An 18231-nucleotide genomic window follows, 5' to 3' on the forward strand; every position below is an offset into this window, starting at 1 on the left:
AGGGCGACGAACTGCGGGTCACGCCAGATGGCGGTGAAGATTTGGGCGTAGTTGCGTGCCATCAGCGCACCCCCGCAGGGTTGGTGCCCGGCCGGGGGTGGCCGAGCGTGGCCGGCGGGCAGCCGGGCCGGGTGGGTGCGTGGTGGGTCACGTTGTGCTCCGTTCCGGGTGGTGCGGTCTGTGCAGGTGCAGGGGGCGCTACAGGACGCCGAGGGTGGTCAGGACGGTCCGCAGGTCGTCGCGGCTGATCACGCCGTGGTCGGTGAGCCGGCCGCCTGCGCGCTCCCACGGGGCGGGGATGCCGGGCAGGTGCGGGTGCGGCTTCGCGGGGCGGCCCAGGTGGGCGGTGACGTACCAGGTCAGCCCTTCGGCCCGAACCCTGATGTCCATGGCGGTGTGGAAGCGGTGCCGCTCGACACGGATACGGTCCGCGCCGAGGTGCGTGCACCAGCGGTAGAAGCCGTCCAGGTCGACGTACAGGTGGACGCGGATCGTCGGCTGCGACGGCAGTGTCCATCCGTTGACGCCGCTGCCGGGCTCGACGTCCGGGTTCCACTGCTTCGCACCGGGCTGCGCGGCGGCGATGTCGATGTCGCGAACGGGTAGGTCGTGTTCGGCGATGAGGCGTTGCGCGGCGGCGAGGGCGGTCAGCGTCTCGTTGGTGCGGGCCGAGCCGGTGGGCTGGCTAAACGAGTCGACGTTGAGCATTGGCCTGATGGCCGGCGCGGCGAGGCGGGTCACTCGACACCAACCCGGGTGACGGTGAAGGTGCCGAACCGGCCGCCCTCAATCCAACCCTTGCCGGCGGCCAGGTCCACGTCCACGGCGATGAGCCGGGAGATTAGGAAGCGGCTGGCGTACCGGTACACCGCTTCGGCGATCCGGCCCTGGTGGTTCGGGCCGGAGACGACCGGGCCGAGCGGGGCGACGTCGAGCTTGCGGCCGATGCCGTCGGGGAACTCGACCCGGTAGCGGGTGGCCTGGTCGTCGAGGACTTCCCGGCCGGTCGTGGTCGGCCGCCAGTAGTCGCCGGGCCGGCTGTCGTCCTGCTCGACCCAGCGGGCGCGCTCCATCTCGCGGATCGCGGCGGTCACCTTGCGGCCGGCGGCGATGTACGAGTCGCCGATGGCGTTGCGGAAGACGTTGCCTGCGCGCACCTCGTCGAGCAGGGCGATACGGGTCTTGGTCGGATGCAGCGTCCGCTTGGTTGCCGACTGGGTGGTGTCTGTGGGCACTCGGGGCCTCCGTTGTGGTCGACGTTTGTGCAGGTCAACGAACCCTGACAGGTCTAGCGTACACTGAACCTTACACTCAGGCTTACATTCCAGCGCAAGGAGCCGCGAAATGATCGAGGCCGCCGAACAGCGGATGCAAGGTGAGCCGTACGGAGGGCCGTACACTGCCGACATGGCGAAACGGCCGATCATCGGTGCCCAGCAGGCACGCGAGAAGTTCAGCGACCTGCTCAAGGCGGTCGAACGAGGCGAGCACCCCGTGCTGCTGCGACGCAGTACGCCCGTGGGCCTGTTCGTCCCCGCCGCCTGGTACAAGCAGGCGGCCGAACTGATGGGTGACCCGTGGGACGACTGGACCCCACCTGCGAAGCCGGACGCCGACGCCAGCTAGCCGCCTCACCCCGCACCACCCGACGAGCCCGACGCCGCCACGACGTCGGGCCGAATGCCGCCCTCCCTGCCCACCGGCTCGTGCTCGGCGCAGTGCCAGCCCGACGGGAACAGCCGTGCCGGTTTCTGCCCGCACGGCACCCGCCCCACCCCGCAGCCATGTGTCGGCGGCTCCGGCCGAACCCAACCCGGCACCGGCACCGGCCGCTGCAACACCGCAGTACGCGGATACCCCACCTCACACCCCCCTCATTGCTGGCGGTGGTGGCGTGGCCCCTCCCCAGGCGACGCCACCACCGGCCGGTCAGTTCGTGTCGTCCGAGTTCGGCGAGGCGGCGACCGTGCGCCCGCCGGTCGACGTGGCGATCGTCGCCGCGGTGTCGGCACCCGACCCGCCGCGCGAGTAGGAGCGGGTGGCCGTGGCCAGGCCGGCGTAGCTGGACTGCGTGGCGTCACCCGTGCTGGCCATGGCGACGGTCGTTGCGGCGTCGAAGCCCATGCCGCGTGCCTGCCGCCAGGTGTCCGGCCCGGCGCCGAGGAACACGAACGACCACCTGGCGGTCGCCTCCCGCTCCCGGATGAGGGCGGCGATGCCGTCGCGGGTGTACTCGCGGGATGCGTTCTCCGCACCGTCGGTCTGCACCACCACCAGCACCCGGGCGTCATCGGCGAGGACGGTCGCCTGCTCGAAGTCGGCGACGGTCTTACCGACCGCGTCCAGGAGGGCCGTGTTGCCGCCGGGCCGGTAGTTGACGCGGTCGAGGGCCGGCACGTCGGTGAGCGATGCGGCGTTGCACAGCAGCCGGTAGGTGTGGTTGAACAGGGCGACGGTGAGCCGGTAGTCGCGTTCGGTGTCGGCGCGTAGGCCCTCGACGTAGGCGTTGAATCCGCCGCGTACGTCGTCAGCGAGGCCGTACATCGACCCGGACTCATCGGTGATTAGCAGGACGAAAGTGACAGGCTTAGACATGCGGGTACCTCGATCTTTCTGGTTGGGTTGCGGGTTGGGGTGGTGGTTCAGGCGGCTTCCGCGCCCTCGGTGACGGGCATGATCGCGCCGGTGAAGCGTTTACCGATGGCCACGTGCGCGAGGGTCTTCGACCCGGTGAATGACAACTGCATGGCTGCCCGCTGCCGCACCTTGCCGAAATCGGCGAGGTACTTCGCGTTGAACGCCAGCCCCGGCACCGGCTCGACCCGGTCGCCGTCGGCGAGTAGCTTCCGCACGTCGGGGAACTCGGCCAACTGGTCGGGGATGTCGAGCCGCAGCGCCGTGTAGCCGGTGTCGCGGTCGCGGCGCACGGTCACCTGCCCGCCCGCGAACTCGACGGTGAGCGGGACGCGCTGCTCCTTGGCGGGCAGCTTGAACACCTTCACCAGCTCTTTGGCGTCGTCGAGGGTGATGGTGGCCGTCCACGGGTCGTCGGCACTGCCCCAGGTGGTGAACAGGTCGTCTTGGGACTCGATGTCGGGGTCGTCGTCGGGGTGCCACGTCGACCAAGCGATGCGGTATCGGTCGGTGGCGAGGGCGTGGAGCATGTCGCCGTCCCATTCGACGCGGACGCAGTTGATGGCGGGCAGGTCGGAGTCGGGGAAGACGAAGGGGATGCAGTCGGCGAGGATGCCGGTGAGTTCCCCCGTCGGAATGGTGATCATCGTGGGCTCCTTCGCGGGCGGGTCGGGTATGGGCGGGTGGTTTCAGGACGGCGGCGCATCAGAACGGGGGTTCCTCGTCGAAGTTCGAGCCGCCACCGGTGCCGGACCGGCCGTGCGCCGGGCTCCCGGATGCCCACGGGTCGTCATCGACACCACCCCGAGCCCCGCCACCGCCGGATGAGCGGGACATTTTCTGGACCTTCGCCTGCGCGTACCGCAGCGACGGGCCGACCTCGTCCACGTCCAGCTCGATAACCGTGCGCTTCTCGCCCTCGCGGGTCTCGTACGAGCGCTGGCGTAGCCGGCCCTGCACGATGACGCGGGCGCCGCGCTGCAACGACTCGGCGACGTGTTCGGCCGGCTGCCCCCACACCGTGCACGGCATGAACAGCGGCTCGCCGTCCTTCCACTCCCCGGACGCCTTGTCCATGAACCGGGGCGTCGAGGCGATGCGGAACTTCGAGACGGGCTTCCCGGACGGGGTGAACCGCAGTTCGGGGTCGTCGGTCAGGTTCCCGACGACCGTGATCTGTGTATCTCCTGCCATGATCGGTTTCTCCTTCGGTGGTGGTGGTCAGGTGGTGGGCGCGTCGAGACGCGCAAGGGTTTGATCGAATGGGCTGGACACGACGCGGAGCACCTGGCCGAAGCCGTAGACGCCGCACGCGAGCTGGATCGACTGAGCGCCGCGCTGCTCTACCCAGCCGCTGACGATCCCGCCGTCGGGTGTCTGGACGATGACGTTTGCCCCCGCACCGAGCCGCCAGGTGTCGACGCCGTACACGTTGTGCCGGTACGCGCGGTCCCACCAGCACAGGTCGGGGTCGAAGATCAGCGGCTCATCGGGGTCGCGGGTCAGTTCCTCGTGTCGGCGAACGGCGGTCGCCGCCGCTTCCCGCTGCTCGCTGGTCATATTCCGGGTCAGCTGGTACCAGTTCCCGTGTAGCCACACCGAGTACAGGGCGCCGTCGAGGGCTACCTGCTCGATGGCTGTGCGACCTTCCTTGCTCACGACGCGGCCCGTAGGACACGGAGCCCACCGCGGCGCTTCACGGCGCGGCGTTCCTCCTCGGACATGCCGCCCCACACCCCGGCGTCCTGCCCGGATTCGAGGGCCCATCGCAGGCACTCGTCAGTCACGGAGCAGCGGCGGCAGACGGCCTTGGCCTGCTCGATCTGCAACAGGGCGGGGCCGGACGTGCCGACCGGGAAGAAAAGTTCTGGATCTTCGTCGCGGCAAACCGCGTGGTGTCGCCAATCCATGTCAGGTCACTCCTTCGGTGTGCGGGTTCAGGTCGGCGTCCGCCGGGGCGTCGCCGTACAGGTCGATGCGTTGGCCGGTAGCGGCGCACCGCTCGCCGGTGCTGGGGTCGTTGTGCGGGTGGATGCGCTCCGTGGTGCGGGCGACCGCGACCTGCCGGGGACACGCAGGGCACGTCGTCCGCGCGGAACTGCCACGGCCCCTCACCGGACCTCACCCCTCGCCGCGCGGTAACGCCTCCGCCACCGCAGGAACGTCCACACCGACCAGCCGGCCAGCCTGCGATGGGACTCGTACGTGTCCAGGCACGATTCGCGTAGGTGGACCGGGCACACCCGGGCCAAGGCGGCGTGCCGGAAACCGGGGGCGCGGATGGCCCGGACCGGCTCGGCCAGCCGGCCGGCGGACAGTTCGCGGGTGCAGGCGGTGAACGCGACGGGTGTGCCGTCGGCGAGGTCACGCAACATCAGCACCCACCCCCGTTCGCGACGATGAGCAAAGGGTCGCCGTGGCAGGGGGTGCCCGGCTGGCACGCGCACGCCAGGTCCATGCCGGCCAGCTCGGCGCGAATGTGACGCGCGAACGGGTACCGGCGGGCCGCCCGCAGCGTGTCGGCGCGGTTGCAGCACAGCCACGACGGGTGGACGTCGCGGGTATTCAGGAACCGGGTGAACTGGTCGACGGCCTGCTGCTGGGTGCGGTGGTCGCACACCCGGAACGGGTTGCCGAACCGGGACCGGCGGGTGATCAGGCGGGTGTTCGGCGGCAGCGGTGTGCCGGCGAACCGGGTCCAGTGGATGCGCTGCGGCATCAGGCATGCACCGCCTCGGGGATGTACCGGGCCGCGTCCGCGCTGAGCTGCGGGTCGCCGGGCGAGTAGTCCCGGCACGCCGGCCACCAACGCCTCACGTCGGTGCCTGCGCCGTTGCTGATCCGTGCCCCGTCCTCGACGGTGCACTTCCCGTATGACCGGTTGTGGTGGCCGAGGACTTCCCGGTACCAGCAGGAGCCGCAGCGCGGCCCCGGCGTGGTCCGGTCGTCGCTGCGCGGGGCGTCGGGGTGCAGGCGCAGGTGCCGGCCGAGGGCGAGGCCGAGCGGGTGCCAGCCGGCGGCGATGGCTGCCGCCTGGCGTTGGGCGCGGCGACGGTCTGCTGACACCTTCTCCACGGGGGCGGGCTCAACCTGGTAGGCGGCGGCGTCGAACAGGCCGGGGTCAGCCACGGTCGGCCACCTCCCTTGCGGCGTGCCGGCGGAGTACGTCGGTGGCGATCCGGGCCGCAGGGCTCGTCGGGTCCGCCTCCCGGATGCGCTCCAACGCGGCCCGGAACGCCTCCGCGTCGATCGCGTCCGCGCTGACACCACCCGGCGCGGCCAAGGTGCGGCGAGGCTTCGCGATAGCCCGCAACTCCCGCTCGATACGCCCGGACAGCAGGTCACCGGGCCGCCACACAGCCACATCGGCGCCACCAGCGGCGAGGGTGTCGATCCACCGCTTCTGTTCGGGCTTGACGGGGCCTTTGGTGGCTTTGAACTCGCGGATGATGTGCCCGCCGGGGCCGGCGAACACGGCGTCTGGCCAGCCGGTGTCGCCCTGGGTGGCGGTGACGTGCCGGCCGTCGGAGAACTGCGCCGGCAGCGGGTGGAACGCCAGGAGCCGGCGGTGCTTGGCGACGTCGAACGCCGCGCCGAGCAGGTTGTCTTCCTCCCGGTTGCGGGGTTTGGCGGCTGCGGGGCGGGTGCGGGCCTTCGGCGGCATCAGTCCCACGCCCCGTCCGTGCGCGCGTCGGCGGCCGTCACAGCGGCACCTCCACCATCGAGGCTCGCCGCTCCGCGATCCGCGCCGCCGTGGCCTGCCGGATCTGCTCATCGGTCCACGCCTCGATGCGGGCCGGGTCGGCGAGCACCGCCAGCGGCGGCGCGGGGATCACCACCTCCGGCGGGGTTTTCCGGTCGGCGGGCCAGGTACGGGTACGGGCGTGGCTCTGCGCAACGTCGGCGGTGAACCGGCCCGCCCGGGTGATGTCGTGCCGGTAAGCGCGACCACCCGGACCCCACCAAGCGCCCGCCTCGTGCGACCACACCAGGAACAGGTCGTCGACCAGCTCGGCAACCTTGGCGGCGTGCCGGGACAGGGCTTCGAGGTCGCGGGCGTACAGCGGGTGCCCTTCGAGGGTGACGTCGAGAATCCCGTCGCCCCACGCGGTGATGAACTCGCGGACCCGGTGCGCGGCGGCGGTCGGAGCCGGTAGTTCCCGCTCGTCGTCGGCGATGCCGTCGGGCTGGACGGGGATCGGCTCGACGTTGGCGAGGATGACGCGGAAGTCTTCGCCGGACACCTCCACCACGGGAAGGTGGTCCTCGATCACCCATGCCCTGCTGGTGGTCCACCCGTACGTGAAGGGCGCGCTGCGGCCAGCAGGCCAGTAGCGGACCCATGTGCCGGGGCAGTGGGCGGTGTTGAAGGCGGCTGCGGCGTCACGGGCCGCCGTACGCGGGTCAGCCACGGATCTGCACCGCCCCCCACACGCAGATCCCGGCGACCACGGCGACGGTCACGCACAGGGTCACGGCGACCGCGACGTCAGCCGCACCGAGCCGGTTGCGGGGCTTCCGCTGCTGCCCGCTCATGCCGGCGCCCCGGCGGTCTGCGCGGCGTCGCGGGCGGCGTGCCATTCCGACAGCCGGCGCGGCTCCCAGGTGCACACCCCGTCGGGCTCGTTGCCGTACTTCGCCCACACCGTGCCGTCGTGTTCGAAGATGCCCGGGACGGCGAGGAACCAGCGGAAGTCCCTCACCGGGCTTGCAGGTACGCGGCAGGCCGTGCGCTTCGAGGATCGCCCGCAGGTCGGGCGGCTGGTGCGCTTCCAGCCACTGCCGGGCCGGCTCGCCGACGCGGCCGTTGCGGGGCACCAGGTGTTCGTCACGCTTCGAGTACCGCCAGCCGGGCGGCGGGTTGGTCGGGTCGTCGGCAGCAAGGCCGACGACGCGGGGAGCGGATGCCCGGCCGGCGACGACCAGCGGGCCGCGGTTGTTGCCCAGCTCTCCGGCCGAGGTCCAGCCGCGCCGGCTGGTGGCGTTGTACTCCTCCTCCCACGCCCGGAAGGCGGCGACGGTCGCCGGGTCGCTGGTCGAGTAGGCGCGCTCCGTGCTCATGCCGGCACCTCGGCGTCCGTCTGGTCGGGGACCGGCACGGCGTCCCAGCCCGGCACCTCCTGCTCGATCTGCTCCCAGTCCGGCACCCGCAGCCCGGCCCGCTCCGCAAGGTCGGTGGTGAGCCGGCGGATCATGACGGCGCGGCCGGCGTGCCAGGCACGGTCGGTCTGATTGACGCCGTCACGGGCGCTGATGAGCGCCGCGCGGTACGCGGCGGCGGCGGCGGCCTGGGTGCGCAGCGTCGCGAGGGCGATCCGCTGCGCCTCGGCGGCGTCTTCGGCTGCCGCCCAGTCGTGCGCCTCTTCGTGGTCGGGGCGCAGCCGGCACGGCGCGGTGTCGATGGGCTCCGTGTCTTCCGGGAACCGGGTGCCGACCTCCCCGCACGCCCAACCGACCGGCCACTCCCGGGGGTCACCGGTGTAGACGGCGTCGACCAGGTCGCGGCAGGCGTGGGCCAGCAGCTCGTCGGCATGCTCGGATTCGGCGTCGGCGTGCGGGTCCGTCTCCCGGGCGTACCGGTCGGCGGCGATCACCCGGAAGACGGCCTTCTCGACCTCGGTTGCGGGTGCGTACGTTGTCTCATCCATGGGTGCGGGTCTCCTCAGGGCTGTGGATAACGTTGTGGACAGTGGGGCGAATGACCTTGACGGGGATGCCGGCGGCCTCCATGGCGCGGATGCAGTGGCGGGTGCCCTTCGATCGGCCGTCCCAGAACGCCAGCCCGGCATCCCCGCCGAGGCTGACCATGTGCGTGTTGCGGTAGTCGCCGGCCGCCCGGCACGACGAGGTGCGGCCGTGGACACGCCGGCCGCCGTGGCGGCACTCCGGACGACACGGGGCCTTCCAGTCCGCCGGGTGTGGCTCCTCCACCACCGGGAGCGGCTGCATGGGGCCGCGGTGCTGCACCCACAGGTGGGCCAGCCAGTCCGCCGACCGCAGCGGCCGAACACCGTTAGCCGGGTCGAGCGGGTGCCGGGCGATCGGCGGGTAGCAGGCACCGTGCACCACCACCAGCCGGTCACAGCCGCTATATCGGGCCGCGTCGGCGACCGTTGACACCTCCCGGTCGAAGACGCCGATGTCGTCCCACGACCGGGAGCCCGTCACGATCAGCCGGAAGTCGCTCATGCCGCCACCGCCGGAGTCCACGAACCGTCGGCGGTCAGCAGCACCCGCCCGTACAGGTAGTGGGTGACCGGCTCGCTGGCCGGGACGTCGGTCTGCCGGATCGCCCACCCGTCCGGGCGGGAGGCGTTCCGGTTCGTCTCCACCCAGCCGTGGCAGCCGGTCGTGGCGGACCCGCAGAGCAGGATCAGGTTCGGTGGGGTGTTCGTGTCCGGCCGCAGGTCGCGGCCCTGCCTTGCCCGGCGGTGCTGTATCGACCAGTCCCAGCCGCGCTCACCGTTCAGGACGTACCGGCCGCAGCGGACGCATTGCCCCTGGTCCCGGCCGACGACCACGGCGACCGTCTCTGCGTCCGGGCCGGTGTCTGCTGGGCGGGCCGGCTTGAACGCCTCGCGCGCTAGCGTGCCGGACCGGTTGAGCCCACCGCCGGTCAGTGTCGACCACGGGCGGGTGTTACCGGCTGCCGCCAGCTCGGCACGGCGGCGCTGCGACATCGGGCTGATTGGGGACCGCTTCACGACGTCCACGCCCGCATCGGCCATTCACCAGTCATGGCGTCCGCGCGGCGCCGCAGCTCGTCGGCCTCCCGGGCGGCCTCATCCCGGACGGTGGCGTCACCGTCGGCGGCCTTGGTCTCCGTTTCGTGCGCGAGCCGCCGGAAGTGCGCCGCCAAGCCGATCTGCTGGGTGTGCCGACGGCGGCCGGCGGTGGCCTCGGCGGCGGTCACTGGATCTCGCCCTTCGCCACGGCGGAGATGAAGGCGGCCATGTCCCAGCCGGTCATCTCGTCGCTGGTCCGCTTGAACCGCTCGTAGATCCGCTTTTCCAGGGCCTCGGCGTTCCACTTCCGGGCCCCGGCCAACGCCTGGATCTGCACCCACAGGGCGTTCTTGTCCGGCTCCGACTCGACCTCCCCGGACACCGCCTCGGCGTCCGTCGACTCTGCTGCTGCGGGCTCCGCCTCGGCTGGCTGCTCATCCGGGGTCGCGGGCCGCTGGCGTGCCTTCTCCAACTCGGCGGCCCGCGCCTTGAGCACCGCCGCCGCCTCGTCGGTCAACGCCCCGTCCTTGTGGGCGTCCTTCCACAACGCCTGCAACTGGTCGACCGTCTTCGTGTACGGGGCCAGCCGAACCACGTCCGCCGGGGTCAACTTCTCCCCATCGCCGGCCGGACCGGTGGCGGCCGGGCTCGCCTCGATCGCTTGGAGCTGCGCGGCCACCAACTCCCGCTGTGTCGCGGCAGCCGCAGCCGCCGCGATCTGCCCGGAGAACGCCTGCGCCGGGGTCACGAAGTCGAAGTGCAGCACCGGCACCATGAACACCCGCGACTCGATCTGCTCGGCAGCCGGCTTCGTCGGGTGGTACAGCTTCTTTTCCCGCCGCTGCACCTCCAACCGGGCGGGGATCGGACGCGGCGCGTTCGCGATGGCCTCGGCGAGCATCGGCAACTCGGCGGCGGCATTCCAGCCGTGCGATTCGAGCTTGAACACACCCAGCGACGGGATGTCCGCGACCATCACCGACAGGCGGGTGGTCGGCTTGCACACCTCACCCGGCTTGAGGTTCCGGCCGGCGGCCTGCGCGGCGGCACGGACCGGCGCGCACAGGCAACCCTTCTGGCTGATCCGCTCCGTCTCGCCGTCGCACATGCGCTGCCGGAACCCGTTGCCCCACAGCTCGTAGTTCGGGTCGATCTGCTGCTGCGGCACCAGCACCCGGATCTCCCGCGCGTTGGTGATGACCTCGAACTGCGGGCCGACCGACGACGCCCACGGCTGCACGGTGCCGCCGAACTGGGCGGCGGCGGCCTCCACGATCGCCTTCGACGGGGAGGTGAACCGCAGCGTCTCCAACTTCGACGGGTACGGCTTGTTGTTCTTCGACATGAGTTGCTGGCCGAGACGGATGACCCCAACCTGGGTGAGCCGTCGCTGCAATTCCTTGATCGGCATGCGGGTACCTCGATTCACGCGGCGGGGTGGGTGATGGTCTGCGGGGCGTCGCCCGTGGTGGCGGCGTCGCGGGCGGCCTTGCGGCGGCGGGCGGCCAGCGTCTCCGGGAGCACGAACGTGCGGGAGCTGATCGCGGCCGGGCCGTGCTCGAACACCCACGTCGCGGTGGCCAGGGTCGGCAGGAAACCGCGCCGGTAGGTGTCCTCGTCGGTCATGACCAGCCGGGCGGTGAACCCGTCCGGGCGGAGCTGCACGAGCATCCCGCCGTCGGTGGGGATCATCGGCTGCTCAATGTCGGTGTTCTTGATCCGAATCGTCTTGGCGTGCCGGTATGCGGTGAGCTGCAACGCCTGCGGGGCGTAGAACTGCGGACCCTCGCCCTCACGAGTCTTGAAATCGATGATCAGGACGACCGTGATGCCGCGCTTCTTCGCCTGCTTCCACGGGATACCGGTCACGCGGGAGACGAGTTTCGCGGCGGCGTCGGTCCGGTCGGCGCGGATGATGATGATGCCGTCGGTGGTGCCGGCGTAGCCGTCTTCCCGGTTGACCACGATCGCCTCAGACACCAGGAAGTCATCCGGGGTCAGCCCGTACTCCGCGAAGAACGCCAGCAGCGACTTCACGTACGGGGCGATGTCCTCGTCGTACGGCCGGATCTCGCCGTGCAGCGCCCACCATTCGGCGACGTCGTGAACGCGGGTACCTTCGTCGGCGCGACGGCGGGTGTGGTCGACGTGCCGGGATGCCAGCCAGGCGGTCATGCACGCCTTGCATTCCAGGCACGGGCAACGGTCGCATCGTTCCTGCGAGTCGTGGCCGCCCTCGCCGCTGCACTTGCTGCCGGTGTTGCCGCACGGCTTGATCCGGGAAGCGATGACCACGGCGGGCAACTCGGCGAAGGCGGCCTGCGCGGCGAGCTTCGCGGCCCAGATTTTCAGGGCCTCTTTGTCGATGATGCCGGCGACCGTCGAGGCGGAGACAAGCCGCAGGTCATCGATCAGATACCAGCGGTTGTCGTCGGTTTCCTCGACACCGTGGAACACGGATGCGGGCGTGGTGGCCGGTTCGGCGGTGACGGTCACTGGTCGAGGAGCCTTTCCATCGCGCGGTCGTCGTCGAGGTACGCGGTGCGGCAGTCAGCCGAGTCGCAGCTACCGGCGAGCAGGCCGGGCATGTCCCGGACCCCGCAGTACGGGCAGGGGATGCCGGCCGGCTTGCCGTTGCCGGGCTCGTTGAAAACGGGAGCCGGGGCGGTCACGGCTGCACCTGCTGCGGACGGCGGTACTCCATCTCACCGAAGTGGTACGGCGCTTCCCGGCCGCCGTGAGTGCACTCATCACACGGCGGCCCATCCGATCCCGCCGGTCCGCACAGCGCGCACTCAAGTGGCGTCTCCTCCTCGCGCTGGCGCTGCAACTCGGCCTGCTGCGCCTCGTGCACAAGCCGGAGCGTCAGCCGGGCGGCCTCCACCTCGTCACTGGCGGCGTCCAACGACGCCTGCGGCAGCGTGCCGAGGTCGACGAGCCGTTTGGTGTCCATCGCGCCGCGCTCGGCGTTGCCGGTGCGGATCTGCGCCCGGTGTTCGGCGGCCCGCAGGTCTGTGGCGGTGAGGGTGGCGAGGTGGGCGCGGATCGCTTCGGCGATCGGGTCGCCGGCTAGGGCCCGGGTAGCGGCGGCGTGCCTAGCGGCTGCTTCGGCGTCCATGTTGGCCTGGCATGCGTCGCAGCAGCCGGGGACGGCCATGTCGGTGCCGCAGACGACGCAGTGGTACGTGCGCGTCGCGGTCATCGTCGCGATCACAGGTCATACCCCCTCTGTGTTGCAATCTGACGTTGCAACCTAATGATGCAACCCTAAGGGTTGGCGTGACATGTTGCAACCAAATGCGGCATACTCGCCGGCATGACTGATGACGCCGCCAAGGACGCCGCGATGGCCCGCCTGCGTCGCGCCGCAGCGCGCGTCCGCAAACACGAAGAAGAGCGAAACGAACTCGCCGCCGCGATCATCGAGGCGCGGCGCACCGGCAACCGGCCAACCGAAATCCAGGACGAGGTTCCGTACGACCGCAACCACGTCGGCCGAATCCTCAAGAACGCTGGCCTGACCAAGCCGAAGGGCGCGCGGGCCGGCTCCTGACCGGCTCACCGGCGTCCACCGCCCCGCGCCTGCGTGACCAGCCGGCCCGCCCGCCACAACCCGACCGCCAGATAGCCCAGGCCGAACCCGAACAGCGGAATCCCGGCACCCGGCAGCAGCATCGCGTCCAGCCACAACGACCCGACGATCAACGTCAGACCGGCCCCGATCTGGTCCGTGCAGTTCACCGGCCCTCACCGCCCGAGCTGGGCGGCGGGCCGACCCGCCGCTCCCGGGCGAGCCAGCCCTGACGCCAACCGTTCAGCTCGGCAGCCTGGCAGCAGCAGAGCAGCCCGACAGTGAGCGCCAGGCCGCCGAGAATCCCGTGACCGGCGTACGCAAGCCCAGAGCCCGCGAAGCAGAAAACCGCGCCAGCGACACCCCAACGCATCTGCGCCTGCCGTGCCGTTTCGGGAGTCTGCTCAGCCACGGCCATCACCACCCTTGGTGGCGGCGACCACCTCGGCGTGCAGGTCGCGCGCCCTGGCCAGCCCGTCCGCGATTCCACGCAGGCGGACCGCCGCCATGACGTCGTGAGCCCGCCAGCAGCTCTCCGCCCGGGTCCGGTGCTCCCGCTCGGCGGCGGTCACCGCACGCGCCAGTTCCAGCCACGGCATCGCGGCCGGTGCTGTGCCGTCGAGCCCGTCGAGTAGGGCGCCGGGGACCACGTCGAGAGCGGTAGCGAGGCGTACCAGGGTCGTCGCAAGGGTCTCTTGCCGGCCAGCCTCGATATTCGTCACGGATGTGCGAGTGAGGCCGATCGCGTCGGCGAGCTGCTGTTGCGTCAGGCCGCGCTCGGCGCGCAGGATGCGTACCCGCTGGCCGAACGCCCGCAGCAGGTCACCGGTCATCGTCCGTCACCGCCTGCCGGTGCTTCGTCGTGCCACCCGCACACACACCCCGCCCGACCGTCCGGCCGGCGGCGGATGTGCTGCCAGGCGTGGAACGGACACGCCGACACCAACCCAGGCCCGGGAACATGCTCGATCGGTGCGGCGTACGGATTCCAGGGCCCGCCCATCGACCGCACCGCCACCAGGTCACCGCAGGCCAGGCACGCACCTACGGACCCGTGCGCCGTGTCGGGTCGGTCGAACATGTCCCACGCCCGCGACCCGGGGCAGCGGCGCGGCGGCTCCTGCCAGCGAGGGGAGAACACCAACTCGCCGAGGCCGGTCGGTGTCTCGTCCTGCCCGGCACCCAACGCCCGACCGACACAGGTTCCGCACACCGGCCCGTCGGCGGGCGTCTCATCGGAGCGCAGCACTGGCACCTGCTCGGTGTCGAACAGGTGCGGGCCGCACCACAACGCCCACACCAGCCGGCCCGGGTAGCGGACGGCGGCACGCGGACGATGCCAACGGCCGCTACGCGGGCCGCGCACGAACCGCGGCCCCTCGGTCAGCGGCACCGCATCCGGGAACCGGTGAGAGCCGCCGGTGACGGGTGGGAGCAGGGCGACCGGCATCAGTGTCCCCTCTGCTCAGGGACGTCCGTGCCGTACACCAGCGGCAGCGGCCACGAGCCGGCCGACGCGGCAGTCCACGGCATCTGGTCGGGTGCGACACGGGGGCGCGGCACCGTAGACAGGGCGCGTACGGTCCGGACCAGCCGACCCGGTCGCACTGACCGGCCCGCCGCCCGGTAGGCGGGGTGCCGGTTCTTCGCCGCCCACACGTCGGCCTCGTAGCGGGCCCGGCGCTCCCGGCGGGCGACGATGACCCGCCGCCACTCCACCGCCAGGTGCCACAAGATGCCGGAGCCGACCGCAACGCCGACAGACCCGACCACGTAGACGGTGGGGGCGTTACGCATCAGCCAGCCGATCACCGGGACACCACCGCCGGGGCCTCCGCGACCGGCGGCCAGCAGTCGACACACGGTCGACCGGCGATCCCCAAAGCAAGCACGACCGGCTGCGCCCGCAACTCGACGTCCCCGACCCGCTCACACCCGGCGGCGCCGGGCCGGTGGTAGGTGGAGCCGACGGTGGCGGTGGTGGGCAGCAACACCGTGCCCAGCCACCCCACGCCAGCCGGAAGGGCGGTCATCACAGGCCGAGCCACGCGCGGACGACCAACACCACCGGGACGGCCACCACCAGCAGCACGGCGGCGGCGGCGGCATTGGCGCGGCGGTCCTCCCGCTGCCAACCCGCCTCCTCGGTGGCATGGTCACGAGGCTGGACGAGGCCCAACCAGGCGGCGAACTCGCTGGTGCGGAACGCGCGGAACGTCCGCACGGACCGGACGACGCTCAGGGCACGGCGGGCGTTCATGCTGCACCGGCCAGCGGGGCGGCGGCATCCTCGGCCGCGTAGCGGCGGGCCGCGTCGATGTCCTCGACGAGGGTGTACGGCGGCAACCGGTCGGGGTTGACGGTGCCGAACATGTCGACCAGCTCGGCGCGGCTGATCGTCTCTTCGGGTACGGGGTGGCCGGCGGGCAGCCAGTTGTCGTCGAACTCGCTGCTGGGGCCGTTGTCGATGTGCGGTACGGTCGGGTTCATCCGGGACTCCTCCTCAGGTGTGGTTCCGGTGGACACCTCGCGTCGGGTCACGTCCGGCGGCGAGGGCGTGGCGGGCCGTCCCCTATCCGGGGGCGGCCCCCTTGCTGTGCGCGCCTGCCCCGACCGCCGCGAAACGGTCGGGGCTTCGCGTCGGCACCACGAGGGTCGGAGCGGTGTCGACGGCTAGCCGGGCGCGGTCGGCCTCACCCGTGGCGTGCGGGTGGCTGGTGTAGGGGCGGATGTTCACGCGGTCCGCCGCCTCTGGCGGGTGTGCAGCGCCCGGGTTGCCGCGATGGCCTCTTCGATCGGGTCGACGGCGGCGGGTTGGGCGGGGCGGGTGTCGCCGGTCTGGCGGGACTCGAGCAGTTCCCGCACCTGCTGCGGGTACATGATTCGGTGCACCCGCTCGGTGCCTTCACCCTTCGGGGTGTGCTTGATGCGGCCGGCGCGGCAGCCGCGTTGAAGCATCCGCAGGGACAGGCCGGTGACCTGGGCGACCTCGGGGAGGGTGAGCGGCCGGTCGGGGATGTCGATGCTCATGCCGCCGGCTCCTCGACGTCGGCGTCCGGGTCGGCGAGCAGTGCCCGCTTGGGGCAAGCGAGTGCGCGGGCGATACCGCCGAGCAGCCGGGGGGAGGGCTGCCGGCGGCCCAGTTCGATGTTGCGCAGGTAGTCGGGGTGACAGGGGATGCCTTCGCGGTCCAGGTGCGCGATGACGTCGCCGATGCTCATTTCGGTGCGCTCCCGGATGGTCCGGATGGCAGCACCGTTGACCTTGGTGGTGTGGCCGGCTCTGCGCCGGTTTGGGCGGGTCGTGGGCACGAGGTCAGATTAAGGCAGACTTAGACAGACGACAACAGAAACAGGCGGAAACCTGCTCTTATCTGGCCCTACCTGGCCGGGTGGATGAGGTGAACGCCACGAACGGGTGAGAAACGACCCACTGCCGGGCACGTCTGCCTTGATCTGCCTCGACGCATCGGCCACGATGAGCCGCGTGGCCGCAACAGGCAATGAAGCGCGAACACGACTCGCGCAACTGATGGACGAACGCCGGATACAACTCCGCTACCGGTGGATCGACGTCGCCGCACGCGCCGACCTCAACAAAGAGACACTGCGCGCGATCCGCTACGACACCCACGACATCCGGCCGCTGTCCAAACGCGGCATCGAAACCGCGCTCTCCTGGACACCCGGCAGCATCGACAAAATCCTCAACGGCGGCGACCCCGAACCCCTACCTGCGCCAGCCGACCTCGACGCGGCCCGCGCCGCCAGTGCCGACGAAATGCAAGCCATCGCCGCGGACCCCACGCTGCCCCGCCACCTACGCGACCTCGCCCGGATCACCCTCGAACAGGTCGAGGCCGTCCGCGCCGCTGCCCGCGACGCCCGCGGCGAAGCCGTCTAGGCCGCCTCGTCGTCCGCCATGAGCCGCTGCCGTCGCCGCTCCGCCAGTTCGTCGAGCTGCGCACGCTTCGGCCCATCCCAGGCGTGTCCGTAGATCGTGAGCGTCGTCAACGGGCTTGCGTGCCCCAACCGCTTCTGCACATCGTGCAGCTCCCAGCCCGCCCGGATCAGGTCCGTCGCGTGGGTGTGCCGGCCGTCATGCAGACGCGGCCGGCGGCGCAGCACCCCCGGGCACCCGCACGTCGACACCTCATCCGGGCGTAACTTCCGGCGCGGGCCCCGGGCCGGCTTCGGCGGCTCCGGCGGCGGATGCTGCTCACACCGCATCGCCGCGGCGATCGACGGTAGCCAGTGCCGCCGGTACAGGTTGTTCTCCCGCCACGTCCGCTCGCCCGACTTCTTACCAGGGCAGGGGAACACCAGCTCACGCGGACCCTTGCCCTTGCAGCGGCGGGCCAGCAACACGGCGACCTCACTGTCCACCGTCACCGCACGGATCGACGTCGCCGACTTCGGCAACCCGATCCGCCCGCCATGCTTGAGTGCCCGGCGAACCCGGACCTCCGGCTCGTCGCCCTCCACCGTCACGTCCTGCACGCGCAGCACCAGCAGCTCCCCGAGCCGCAGCCCGGTACGCACCAACACCAGCCACATGTCGGCGATCTGCCGGTCACAGTGGGCGTGGATCCGCTCCACCTCACCCGGGGTGAGGAACATGCCTTCGAACCGGACCGGCTTCGGTAGGCCGGTGCGTGACTTCTTCGAACCGCCGTGCCGGGCCAGTGGGTTGAGCGGCATGTACCGGGGCACCGCGGCGGCCAGCACCATGTGCAGCACGGCGTGCGCGGCGCGCACCGACTGCGCGGAGATCGGACGGCCGGCGGGGTTGGACTTGCAGCGGCGAACCCGAGACGCCCGCAGCGCCCGCATCCACTCCTTGAGGGCCCGTTCCCCCGTGTCGAGGTCGGCCAGCTCGGACAGCCGCTTGTGGCCGAGGTACGGCAGCACCCGCAGCCGCAACACCTGCATGTACCCGTCGAGGGTGTCCTGCTGGATGTCGTCCAGGCCGGGTGTGTCCGGGTTGACGGGTGTGCGGTCGGCGCACCACATCTTGACCCACTCGGCGAGGGTGATGTCCCCAGGCTGCGGGGCGGCCTCCTCGCCGAGGACGATGCGCAGCACCTCGTCGCGGGTGATCCGATGCTGGTACGCCTCGACGAGCCGCTTGGCCTGTTCCGCCAGCTTCCGGACCGCAGTCTTGTCGGCGCCGACGAACGGCGCGGACACGCGCGCCCCGTCTCGGGTGCCGCCGAGCCGCCAGCAGACCCGTATCGAGGTGCCCCGGTCTTCGATCGTTGCCACGGCCGGGACGGTACCGAAATCCGTGACCCCATGGGGT

At 71.3% G+C, this 18231-nt stretch carries 36 protein-coding genes; 3 read left to right on the forward strand and 33 right to left on the reverse strand.

Annotation, left to right across the window (positions count from 1 at the left end):
* Positions 1-198: 198 nt before the first annotated feature.
* Together O7597_RS15390 and O7597_RS15395 are read right to left on the reverse strand one after the other, a co-directional pair.
* The gene (locus tag O7597_RS15390; RefSeq protein ID WP_281583090.1) at positions 199-741 is read right to left on the reverse strand and encodes a hypothetical protein; all 543 of its coding nucleotides are present in this window, start codon (positions 739-741) and stop codon (positions 199-201) included.
* A complete protein-coding gene (locus O7597_RS15395; protein ID WP_281583091.1) occupies positions 738-1235 on the reverse strand; it encodes a hypothetical protein in 498 nt (165 codons plus the stop codon). The genes O7597_RS15390 and O7597_RS15395 overlap by 4 nt, the downstream gene beginning before the upstream one ends.
* Positions 1236-1407: 172 nt before the next feature.
* On the opposite strand from O7597_RS15395, the gene O7597_RS15400 reads away from it, so the two are divergent.
* On the forward strand, positions 1408-1626 hold the full coding sequence (locus O7597_RS15400) for a type II toxin-antitoxin system prevent-host-death family antitoxin (RefSeq protein WP_281583092.1): 219 nt from the start codon (positions 1408-1410) through the stop codon (positions 1624-1626).
* A gap of 303 nt (positions 1627-1929) precedes the next feature.
* On the opposite strand, the gene O7597_RS15405 is transcribed toward O7597_RS15400, so the two are convergent.
* Genes O7597_RS15405 through O7597_RS15500 form a run of 20 tightly spaced genes read right to left on the reverse strand, consistent with a single transcriptional unit; the run spans position 1930 to position 12561 of the window.
* A complete protein-coding gene (locus tag O7597_RS15405) occupies positions 1930-2595 on the reverse strand; it encodes a vWA domain-containing protein (RefSeq protein ID WP_281583093.1) in 666 nt (221 codons plus the stop codon).
* A 47-nt stretch (positions 2596-2642) separates the two neighbouring features.
* The gene (locus O7597_RS15410) at positions 2643-3281 is read right to left on the reverse strand and encodes a hypothetical protein (RefSeq protein ID WP_281583094.1); all 639 of its coding nucleotides are present in this window, start codon (positions 3279-3281) and stop codon (positions 2643-2645) included.
* A gap of 58 nt (positions 3282-3339) precedes the next feature.
* Positions 3340-3828, reverse strand: coding sequence for a single-stranded DNA-binding protein (locus O7597_RS15415; protein ID WP_281583095.1), 489 nt, complete (start codon positions 3826-3828; stop codon positions 3340-3342).
* Positions 3829-3855: 27 nt separating this feature from the next.
* The gene (locus O7597_RS15420; RefSeq protein WP_281583096.1) at positions 3856-4293 is read right to left on the reverse strand and encodes a hypothetical protein; all 438 of its coding nucleotides are present in this window, start codon (positions 4291-4293) and stop codon (positions 3856-3858) included.
* Positions 4290-4544, reverse strand: coding sequence for a WhiB family transcriptional regulator (locus O7597_RS15425; RefSeq protein WP_281583097.1), 255 nt, complete (start codon positions 4542-4544; stop codon positions 4290-4292). The genes O7597_RS15420 and O7597_RS15425 overlap by 4 nt, the downstream gene beginning before the upstream one ends.
* A 1-nt stretch (position 4545) precedes the next feature.
* Positions 4546-4749, reverse strand: coding sequence for a hypothetical protein (locus tag O7597_RS15430; protein ID WP_281583098.1), 204 nt, complete (start codon positions 4747-4749; stop codon positions 4546-4548).
* Complete coding sequence (locus O7597_RS15435; protein WP_281583099.1) at positions 4746-5009, reverse strand: hypothetical protein; 264 nt, start codon at positions 5007-5009, stop codon at positions 4746-4748. The genes O7597_RS15430 and O7597_RS15435 overlap by 4 nt, the downstream gene beginning before the upstream one ends.
* Complete coding sequence (locus tag O7597_RS15440) at positions 5009-5353, reverse strand: DUF4326 domain-containing protein (RefSeq protein WP_281583100.1); 345 nt, start codon at positions 5351-5353, stop codon at positions 5009-5011. Before O7597_RS15440 ends, O7597_RS15435 begins: the two co-directional genes overlap by 1 nt.
* Positions 5353-5763 (reverse strand): hypothetical protein, encoded by a 411-nt coding sequence (locus O7597_RS15445; RefSeq protein ID WP_281583101.1) that lies wholly within the window; start codon positions 5761-5763, stop codon positions 5353-5355. Before O7597_RS15445 ends, O7597_RS15440 begins: the two co-directional genes overlap by 1 nt.
* A complete protein-coding gene (locus O7597_RS15450) occupies positions 5756-6307 on the reverse strand; it encodes a hypothetical protein (protein WP_281583102.1) in 552 nt (183 codons plus the stop codon). Before O7597_RS15450 ends, O7597_RS15445 begins: the two co-directional genes overlap by 8 nt.
* A 28-nt stretch (positions 6308-6335) precedes the next feature.
* Complete coding sequence (locus O7597_RS15455; RefSeq protein ID WP_281583103.1) at positions 6336-7046, reverse strand: hypothetical protein; 711 nt, start codon at positions 7044-7046, stop codon at positions 6336-6338.
* Entirely contained in the window at positions 7039-7695 is a 657-nt protein-coding gene (locus tag O7597_RS15460; protein ID WP_281583104.1) for a hypothetical protein, read from the reverse strand. The genes O7597_RS15455 and O7597_RS15460 overlap by 8 nt, the downstream gene beginning before the upstream one ends.
* Positions 7692-8282 carry a hypothetical protein gene (locus O7597_RS15465; protein WP_281583105.1) on the reverse strand — a complete coding sequence of 197 codons (591 nt, stop codon included), beginning with the start codon at positions 8280-8282 and terminating at the stop codon, positions 7692-7694. Before O7597_RS15465 ends, O7597_RS15460 begins: the two co-directional genes overlap by 4 nt.
* Complete coding sequence (locus tag O7597_RS15470; protein ID WP_281583106.1) at positions 8275-8823, reverse strand: hypothetical protein; 549 nt, start codon at positions 8821-8823, stop codon at positions 8275-8277. The genes O7597_RS15465 and O7597_RS15470 overlap by 8 nt, the downstream gene beginning before the upstream one ends.
* The gene (locus O7597_RS15475) at positions 8820-9314 is read right to left on the reverse strand and encodes a hypothetical protein (protein ID WP_281583107.1); all 495 of its coding nucleotides are present in this window, start codon (positions 9312-9314) and stop codon (positions 8820-8822) included. The genes O7597_RS15470 and O7597_RS15475 overlap by 4 nt, the downstream gene beginning before the upstream one ends.
* Before the next feature lie 20 nt (positions 9315-9334).
* Positions 9335-9547, reverse strand: coding sequence for a hypothetical protein (locus O7597_RS15480; protein WP_281583108.1), 213 nt, complete (start codon positions 9545-9547; stop codon positions 9335-9337).
* Positions 9544-10770, reverse strand: a complete 1227-nt coding sequence (locus O7597_RS15485; protein WP_281583109.1) for a hypothetical protein — start codon at positions 10768-10770, stop codon at positions 9544-9546. Before O7597_RS15485 ends, O7597_RS15480 begins: the two co-directional genes overlap by 4 nt.
* 14 nt (positions 10771-10784) lie before the next feature.
* The gene (locus O7597_RS15490; RefSeq protein WP_281583110.1) at positions 10785-11855 is read right to left on the reverse strand and encodes a hypothetical protein; all 1071 of its coding nucleotides are present in this window, start codon (positions 11853-11855) and stop codon (positions 10785-10787) included.
* On the reverse strand, positions 11852-12031 hold the full coding sequence (locus O7597_RS15495) for a hypothetical protein (RefSeq protein WP_281583111.1): 180 nt from the start codon (positions 12029-12031) through the stop codon (positions 11852-11854). The genes O7597_RS15490 and O7597_RS15495 overlap by 4 nt, the downstream gene beginning before the upstream one ends.
* Positions 12028-12561: a hypothetical protein gene (locus O7597_RS15500; protein WP_281583112.1), complete on the reverse strand. Its 534-nt coding sequence runs from the start codon at positions 12559-12561 to the stop codon at positions 12028-12030. Before O7597_RS15500 ends, O7597_RS15495 begins: the two co-directional genes overlap by 4 nt.
* A gap of 114 nt (positions 12562-12675) precedes the next feature.
* On the opposite strand from O7597_RS15500, the gene O7597_RS15505 reads away from it, so the two are divergent.
* Positions 12676-12912: a hypothetical protein gene (locus O7597_RS15505; protein WP_281583113.1), complete on the forward strand. Its 237-nt coding sequence runs from the start codon at positions 12676-12678 to the stop codon at positions 12910-12912.
* A gap of 5 nt (positions 12913-12917) precedes the next feature.
* Here the strand turns inward: O7597_RS15505 and O7597_RS15510 are convergent, their stop codons facing one another.
* From O7597_RS15510 to O7597_RS15555, 10 genes are all read right to left on the reverse strand, one after another.
* Positions 12918-13100: a hypothetical protein gene (locus O7597_RS15510; RefSeq protein WP_281583114.1), complete on the reverse strand. Its 183-nt coding sequence runs from the start codon at positions 13098-13100 to the stop codon at positions 12918-12920.
* The gene (locus O7597_RS15515) at positions 13097-13342 is read right to left on the reverse strand and encodes a hypothetical protein (RefSeq protein WP_281583115.1); all 246 of its coding nucleotides are present in this window, start codon (positions 13340-13342) and stop codon (positions 13097-13099) included. Before O7597_RS15515 ends, O7597_RS15510 begins: the two co-directional genes overlap by 4 nt.
* Positions 13335-13763: a helix-turn-helix transcriptional regulator gene (locus O7597_RS15520; protein WP_281583116.1), complete on the reverse strand. Its 429-nt coding sequence runs from the start codon at positions 13761-13763 to the stop codon at positions 13335-13337. The genes O7597_RS15515 and O7597_RS15520 overlap by 8 nt, the downstream gene beginning before the upstream one ends.
* Positions 13760-14380, reverse strand: coding sequence for a hypothetical protein (locus tag O7597_RS15525; RefSeq protein WP_281583117.1), 621 nt, complete (start codon positions 14378-14380; stop codon positions 13760-13762). The genes O7597_RS15520 and O7597_RS15525 overlap by 4 nt, the downstream gene beginning before the upstream one ends.
* Positions 14380-14742, reverse strand: a complete 363-nt coding sequence (locus O7597_RS15530) for a hypothetical protein (protein ID WP_281583118.1) — start codon at positions 14740-14742, stop codon at positions 14380-14382. Before O7597_RS15530 ends, O7597_RS15525 begins: the two co-directional genes overlap by 1 nt.
* A complete protein-coding gene (locus O7597_RS15535) occupies positions 14739-14963 on the reverse strand; it encodes a hypothetical protein (protein WP_281583119.1) in 225 nt (74 codons plus the stop codon). The genes O7597_RS15530 and O7597_RS15535 overlap by 4 nt, the downstream gene beginning before the upstream one ends.
* Entirely contained in the window at positions 14963-15190 is a 228-nt protein-coding gene (locus tag O7597_RS15540) for a hypothetical protein (RefSeq protein WP_281583120.1), read from the reverse strand. Before O7597_RS15540 ends, O7597_RS15535 begins: the two co-directional genes overlap by 1 nt.
* Positions 15187-15420 (reverse strand): hypothetical protein, encoded by a 234-nt coding sequence (locus O7597_RS15545; RefSeq protein ID WP_281583121.1) that lies wholly within the window; start codon positions 15418-15420, stop codon positions 15187-15189. Before O7597_RS15545 ends, O7597_RS15540 begins: the two co-directional genes overlap by 4 nt.
* A gap of 243 nt (positions 15421-15663) precedes the next feature.
* Positions 15664-15960, reverse strand: coding sequence for a hypothetical protein (locus O7597_RS15550; RefSeq protein ID WP_281583122.1), 297 nt, complete (start codon positions 15958-15960; stop codon positions 15664-15666).
* Positions 15957-16241 (reverse strand): helix-turn-helix transcriptional regulator, encoded by a 285-nt coding sequence (locus tag O7597_RS15555; protein ID WP_281583123.1) that lies wholly within the window; start codon positions 16239-16241, stop codon positions 15957-15959. Before O7597_RS15555 ends, O7597_RS15550 begins: the two co-directional genes overlap by 4 nt.
* A 175-nt stretch (positions 16242-16416) precedes the next feature.
* On the opposite strand from O7597_RS15555, the gene O7597_RS15560 reads away from it, so the two are divergent.
* Positions 16417-16833, forward strand: coding sequence for a hypothetical protein (locus O7597_RS15560; RefSeq protein WP_281583124.1), 417 nt, complete (start codon positions 16417-16419; stop codon positions 16831-16833).
* Here the strand turns inward: O7597_RS15560 and O7597_RS31770 are convergent.
* Complete coding sequence (locus tag O7597_RS31770; RefSeq protein WP_348650803.1) at positions 16830-18194, reverse strand: site-specific integrase; 1365 nt, start codon at positions 18192-18194, stop codon at positions 16830-16832. The two genes, O7597_RS15560 and O7597_RS31770, sit on opposite strands and share 4 nt — an antisense overlap.
* Positions 18195-18231 lie beyond the last annotated feature (37 nt).

Source organism: Verrucosispora sp. WMMC514 (genome assembly GCF_027497295.1).
Classification (GTDB): Bacteria; Actinomycetota; Actinomycetes; order Mycobacteriales; family Micromonosporaceae; genus Micromonospora; species Micromonospora palythoicola.

Bases quoted from the DNA above. Each gene is read 5' to 3' on its own strand.
- O7597_RS15400 (WP_281583092.1), top strand. From the start codon at position 1,408: ATGGCGAAACGGCCGATCATCGGTGCCCAGCAGGCACGCGAGAAGTTC.
- O7597_RS15405 (WP_281583093.1), bottom strand. From the start codon at position 2,595: ATGTCTAAGCCTGTCACTTTCGTCCTGCTAATCACCGATGAGTCCGGG.
- O7597_RS15410 (WP_281583094.1), bottom strand. From the start codon at position 3,281: ATGATCACCATTCCGACGGGGGAACTCACCGGCATCCTCGCCGACTGC.
- O7597_RS15415 (WP_281583095.1), bottom strand. From the start codon at position 3,828: ATGGCAGGAGATACACAGATCACGGTCGTCGGGAACCTGACCGACGAC.
- O7597_RS15425 (WP_281583097.1), bottom strand. From the start codon at position 4,544: ATGGATTGGCGACACCACGCGGTTTGCCGCGACGAAGATCCAGAACTT.
- O7597_RS15435 (WP_281583099.1), bottom strand. From the start codon at position 5,009: ATGTTGCGTGACCTCGCCGACGGCACACCCGTCGCGTTCACCGCCTGC.
- O7597_RS15440 (WP_281583100.1), bottom strand. From the start codon at position 5,353: ATGCCGCAGCGCATCCACTGGACCCGGTTCGCCGGCACACCGCTGCCG.
- O7597_RS15460 (WP_281583104.1), bottom strand. From the start codon at position 7,695: ATGAGCACGGAGCGCGCCTACTCGACCAGCGACCCGGCGACCGTCGCC.
- O7597_RS15465 (WP_281583105.1), bottom strand. From the start codon at position 8,282: ATGGATGAGACAACGTACGCACCCGCAACCGAGGTCGAGAAGGCCGTC.
- O7597_RS15470 (WP_281583106.1), bottom strand. From the start codon at position 8,823: ATGAGCGACTTCCGGCTGATCGTGACGGGCTCCCGGTCGTGGGACGAC.
- O7597_RS15475 (WP_281583107.1), bottom strand. From the start codon at position 9,314: ATGTCGCAGCGCCGCCGTGCCGAGCTGGCGGCAGCCGGTAACACCCGC.
- O7597_RS15485 (WP_281583109.1), bottom strand. From the start codon at position 10,770: ATGCCGATCAAGGAATTGCAGCGACGGCTCACCCAGGTTGGGGTCATC.
- O7597_RS15500 (WP_281583112.1), bottom strand. From the start codon at position 12,561: ATGACCGCGACGCGCACGTACCACTGCGTCGTCTGCGGCACCGACATG.
- O7597_RS15505 (WP_281583113.1), top strand. From the start codon at position 12,676: ATGACTGATGACGCCGCCAAGGACGCCGCGATGGCCCGCCTGCGTCGC.
- O7597_RS15520 (WP_281583116.1), bottom strand. From the start codon at position 13,763: ATGACCGGTGACCTGCTGCGGGCGTTCGGCCAGCGGGTACGCATCCTG.
- O7597_RS15525 (WP_281583117.1), bottom strand. From the start codon at position 14,380: ATGCCGGTCGCCCTGCTCCCACCCGTCACCGGCGGCTCTCACCGGTTC.
- O7597_RS15535 (WP_281583119.1), bottom strand. From the start codon at position 14,963: ATGACCGCCCTTCCGGCTGGCGTGGGGTGGCTGGGCACGGTGTTGCTG.
- O7597_RS15540 (WP_281583120.1), bottom strand. From the start codon at position 15,190: ATGAACGCCCGCCGTGCCCTGAGCGTCGTCCGGTCCGTGCGGACGTTC.
- O7597_RS15545 (WP_281583121.1), bottom strand. From the start codon at position 15,420: ATGAACCCGACCGTACCGCACATCGACAACGGCCCCAGCAGCGAGTTC.
- O7597_RS15550 (WP_281583122.1), bottom strand. From the start codon at position 15,960: ATGAGCATCGACATCCCCGACCGGCCGCTCACCCTCCCCGAGGTCGCC.